The sequence below is a fragment of the Streptomyces panacea genome (genome assembly GCF_040560175.1).
GTDB classification, from domain to species: domain Bacteria; phylum Actinomycetota; class Actinomycetes; order Streptomycetales; family Streptomycetaceae; genus Streptomyces; species Streptomyces panacea.
The window spans coordinates 1-4,932 of record NZ_JARJHW010000306.1 but is presented as its reverse complement, the minus strand read 5'-3'; the positions used below and the strand labels follow the sequence as shown (position 1 = coordinate 4,932).

General features: G+C 71.3%; 3 protein-coding genes. All 3 read right to left on the bottom strand.

Going from position 1 to position 4,932, the window contains the following annotated elements; all coding sequences use genetic code 11:
* Nucleotides 1-25 precede the first annotated feature (25 nt).
* Nucleotides 26-1,729, bottom strand: a complete 1,704-nt coding sequence (locus P3L51_RS35075; protein WP_354609413.1) for a carbohydrate-binding module family 20 domain-containing protein — start codon at nt 1,727-1,729, stop codon at nt 26-28.
* Nucleotides 1,730-2,173: 444 nt separating this feature from the next.
* Nucleotides 2,174-3,235: a LacI family DNA-binding transcriptional regulator gene (locus P3L51_RS35070; RefSeq protein WP_354609412.1), complete on the bottom strand. Its 1,062-nt coding sequence runs from the start codon at nt 3,233-3,235 to the stop codon at nt 2,174-2,176.
* The coding region (locus tag P3L51_RS35065; protein ID WP_354609411.1) for a glycoside hydrolase family 13 protein at nt 3,220-4,932 on the bottom strand (1,713 nt) is incomplete at its 5' end. The genes P3L51_RS35070 and P3L51_RS35065, both read right to left, overlap by 16 nt.

The following is a 4,932-nucleotide window of genomic DNA, read 5'->3' as shown; positions in this document are numbered from 1 at the left end:
GGTGCGGAGGGGATGGTGCGGAGGGTCAGTTGCGCCAGGTGTCGTTCAACGTGAGCCCGCCCGAGGTGGAGTTGGGCACGGTGGCCGTACGGTTGGCGCCGCTCTCCCACGTGACGGCGCCGGCCGCGTCCTTGCGGATGTACTTGTAGGCGAAGGACGTACCGGCGGGCAGCGGCACATTGAGCTTCCACACCGGGTAGGCGGCCGGGTCGAGCTTGAGCGCGGCCCCGGTGTTCCAGTTGCCGAGTTCGGCGCGGTCACCGGTGACGAAGATGTTCTGGCCGATCTGCGTCGTCGCGTTGACGCCGAACGTCACCCCGGATTGACCCGGCCCCGGGTTGCCTCCGCCGCCGCAGGTGCGGGCCCCGGCGTGCAGGGCGACCGCCGTGTTGGCGCCGAGCGTCGCCGTGAACTGGCCCGAGCCGTTCACGGTCACGCCGTTGCCGCTCTGGACGTCGCAGTAGTCACCGGCGGGCAGCGACGTCTGGAAGGTGCGGGCCAGCGAGGAGCCGGTGTAGTTGATGGCGACGTACGCCTTGGAGCCGCGCCCGAAGGCGATCTGGTCGCCGCCGTTGTCCCACCAGTCGGTGACGGCCTGGCCGCGTGCCGCGTTGCGGAAGCCGACCATGGAGGAGATCTCGCGCCAGTCGTGCTGGCACTTCCAGCCGTCGGCGTAACAGGCGTTCACCGTACCGCCGTTGGGCGGTCCGGCGTCGTGGTCGCTGAACTCGTAGCCGGAGTGCACGTCGGGCGAGCCGTAGGGGTAGGCCAGCATGAAGACGTTGGCCAGCGTGTAGGCGGCGCCGTTCTTGTAGTTGAGGGTGTCGCCGCCGCGCTCGGTGTCGTGGTTGTCCACGAAGACGGCCGACTTGCCGCTCTCCATGAAGCCCCAGCCCGCGCCGAAGTTCTTCAGGTTGGCGAGGTTCTCGTTGTTGAAGACCTGCTTGAGGCTTCGGCCGTAGCGGAATTCCTGTACGTCCCCGGTGCCCAGGTACTCGGCCGGCGACACGGCCTCGCCGCCGCCGTAGATGGCCTCCTGCTTCCAGTACACGCCCGGATTGCTCAGCCGGGACTTGATGTTGGCGAGGTCGGCGGCCGGCATGTGCTTGGCGGCGTCGATCCGGAAGCCGTCCACGCCGAGCGAGAGCAGGTCGTTCAGGTACGTGGCGATCCGGCCGCGTACGTAGTCCTCGCCGGTGTCCAGGTCGGCGAGGCCGACGAGTTCGCAGTTCTGGACGTTGCCCCGGTCGCCGTAGTTGCTGATCTGCGAGCGGCAGTCGTCCATGTCGGCGCCCGAATAGATGCCGGGGTACTCGTACTTGGCGTACGAGGTACCGCCGGTGCCGGTGCCGGAGCCGGCCGACATGTGGTTGATGACGGAGTCGGCGACGACCTTCACCCCGGCGGCGTGGCAGGTGCTGACCATGTTCTGGAAGGCGGCGCGGTCGCCGAGCCGGCCGGCGATCTTGTAGCTGACGGGCTGGTACGAGGTCCACCACTGGCCGCCCTGGATGTGCTCCTGGGGCGGGGACACCTGGACGTAGCCGTATCCGTCGGGGCCGAGGCTGTCGGTACAGGCCTTGGCCACCGAGGCGAACCGCCACTCGAACAGGACGGCGGTGACGTCCTTCTCGCCGGGAGGCGCCGCCTGGGCGGGGCTTCCGGGTGCCACGAGGGCCGCCGCGCCTGCCACTAGGGCGAGCGCGAGGGCGGGAGCTCTGCGGGCCATGTTTCCTCCTGCGTGGGGGGAGGTGCGGAATGACGGGAGATGCCTCGCGTGGCAACGCGCCCTGCCCTCAAGGCTCCTGAATGTTCTTGCTGCAAGAAAGCAAAAGCTTGCTGCGACCAGACCGTACGAGCCCGGCACGCCCCGGTCAACCCTCTGGACACCCCTGGGTAACACCGGGGAAATATCGAGTCGATGCCGTGCAAGAGCTTCCGCAAGAGATTGCGGCACGGTACGTTCGTGCCGACTCCGGTCCGGTCGGACGGGAGGTCCCGGCACCGCCGGGCTCCACGCGCCCGGCCGGCCGGACCGGTCACGCGCAGGGGCCCCTGGGGTCACGCCTCCCCGCCGGCCCGTCAGGGGCCGACCCCAAGGGGCTCCCGTGCGCATGACGACGTGTCGGCTCCGCGCCGCCGACCGGGTCCGGCCGGTGGCGGTGGACCCGGCTCAGAGCGCCCGCGCCCCCGCCGTCGACCCCCGGACCACCAGCTCCGGCTGGAACACATACTCCGTACGCTGCACGGGACTTCCCCCGATCTCCTCCAGCAGCGCGCCCACCGCCGCCCCCGCCATCGCCTGTACGGGCTGCCGGACCGTCGTGAGCGGCGGGTCGGTGAAGGCGATCAGCTGCGAGTCGTCGAAGCCGACCACCGAGACGTCGTACGGGACCCGCAGCCCCCGCTCGCGGGCCGCCCGCACCACGCCGAGCGCCATCATGTCGCTGCCGCAGACAATCCCCGTACAGCCCTGGTCGAGCAGCGCGCCGGCCGCCACCTGGCCGCCCTCCACGCTGAACAGCGTGCAGCACACCCGTTCCTCGGCCTCCTCGCGCGAGAGCCCCAGCGAGCCGCCCAGCGCGTCGATGAAACCCTCGCGCTTGCGCGCCGACGGCACGTACCGCAAGGGACCGGTCGCCAGGCCGATCCGCCGGTGCCCCAGATCTGCCAGGTGCCCGACGGCCATCCGCATGGCCGCCCGGTCGTCCAGGGACACGAACGGCGCGCTGACGCGGTCGTTGCAGCCGTTGATCATGACGAACGGCACGCCGCGCTCGATGAGCGCGGCGTAGCGCGACGGGTCCGCCGAGGTGTCCGCGTGCAGCCCCGACAGGAAGACGATGCCGCCGACGCCGCGCTCCACCAGCTGCTCGACCAGCTCGTCCTCCGTCGCCCCGCCCGGCAGTTGGGTGCAGAGGACCGGGGTGTAGCCGTGCCCGGCCAGGACCTGTTCGACGGCCTGGGCGAACGCCGGGAAGATCGGGTTGATCAGCTCCGGGGTCACCAGGCCGATCAGCCCGGCGCTGCGCTGCCGCAGCCGTACGGGACGCTCGTACCCGAGGATGTCGAGCGCGGCGAGCACTCGTTGGCGCGTGCTGTCCGCGACGCCCGGCTTGCCGTTGAGTACCCGGCTCACCGTCGCCTCGCTGACCGCTGCCTGTCCCGCGATGTCCGAGAGCCGTGGCGTACCGGCTCCGGACTTGGGGAGGGGCAGCGTCACACCGTCCACCACACCGTGGTGTCGGCGGGCAGCTCGGCCTCGTGGACGCCGTTCGCACCCGAGGAGTCGGCGTCGGTGAAGGTGACCGTGCCGGGCCCGCTGGCCAGCAGCAGGCTGCCGCGTACCGGGATCCTGACCGGCGCGCCGGTGGTGTTGACCGTGCAGAGGAAGCCGGGGCGGGCGAAGACGAGCACGCCCTCGGGGGCGTCCTCCCAGTCGACCGACGCCCCGGCGCCGAGCCCCGGGTGCGCGCGCCGGGCGGCGATGGCCGCGCGGTACAGCTCCAGGCTGGAGCCCTCCACACCGGTCTGCGCCTCGACGCTCAGCGCGCCCCAGCCGGCCGGCTGCGGCAGCCAGCTGCCGCCGCTGCCGAAGCCGTACGACGAGCCGTCACGGCTCCACGGGATCGGCACCCGGCAGCCGTCACGGAAGCCGTCCTGGCCGGCCGCGCGGAAGTACGAGGGGTCCTGCCTGGCCTCGTCGGGGAGGTCGGTGACGTCGGGCAGTCCCAGCTCCTCGCCCTGGTAGAGGTAGGCGGAGCCGGGCAGGGCGAGCATCAGCAGCGTCGCCGCGCGGGCCCGGCGCAGACCGAGCTCGCGGTCGCCCGCCTCCCGGAGCTGGGTGCCGAGGGCGACGGGGTGGGCGAAGCGGGTGCTGTGCCGGGTGACGTCGTGGTTGGAGAGCACCCAGGTGGTGGGAGCGCCGACGGGGCGCATCGCGGCGAGCGAGGTGTCGATGACGTCACGGAGCGCGGCGGCGTCCCAGAAGGTGCTCAGGTACTGGAAGTTGAAGGCCTGGTGCATCTCGTCGGGGCGCACGTAGTTCGCGGTGCGCTCGACGGTGGGTGTCCAGGCCTCGGCGACGGCGATCCGGTCGCCCGGGTACTCGTCGAGGATGGTGCGCCAGCTGCGGTAGATCTCGTGCACACCGTCCTGGTCGAAGAACGGCATGATGTCGTTGCCCAGCAGCTTGAGCTGGCTGTCGCTGCCGATGTCGGGCAGCCCGGCCGCCTTGACGAGTCCGTGGGCGACGTCGACGCGGAAGCCGTCGACGCCCATGTCGAGCCAGAAGCGCAGGATGGAGCGGAACTCGTCGGCGACGGCCGGGTGGTCCCAGTTGAAGTCGGGCTGCTCGGGCGCGAAGAGGTGCAGATACCACTCGCCGGGGGTGCCGTCCGGGTCGGTGGTCCTGGTCCAGGCGGGGCCGCCGAAGATGGACTCCCAGTCGTTGGGCGGCAGTTCACCGTCCGGGCCCTTGCCGGGGCGGAAGTGGTAGCGGTCGCGCAGCGCGGATCCGGGGCCGTCCTTCAGTGCGCGGCGGAACCAGTCGTACTGGTCGGACGAGTGGTTGGGCACCACGTCGACGATGACGCGCAGGTCCAGCTCGTGCGCGTCGCGGATCAGCGCGTCCGCGTCGAGGAGCGAGCCGAACATGGGGTCGATGGCGCGGTAGTCGGCGACGTCGTAGCCCGCGTCGGCCTGCGGCGAGGCGTAGAAGGGGCTGAGCCAGACGGCGTCGACACCCAGCGCGCGCAGGTACGGCAGCCTGCTCCGTACGCCTTCGAGATCGCCCATGCCGTCACCGTTGGAGTCGGCGAAGCTGCGCGGATAGACCTGGTAGATCACCGCGTCCTGCCACCAGCCGGAGCGGTGGCCCGGGGCGTCGTCGGACGTGCCGGTGGAAGGGGCAGCGAGGTGCTGGGTCTGTCT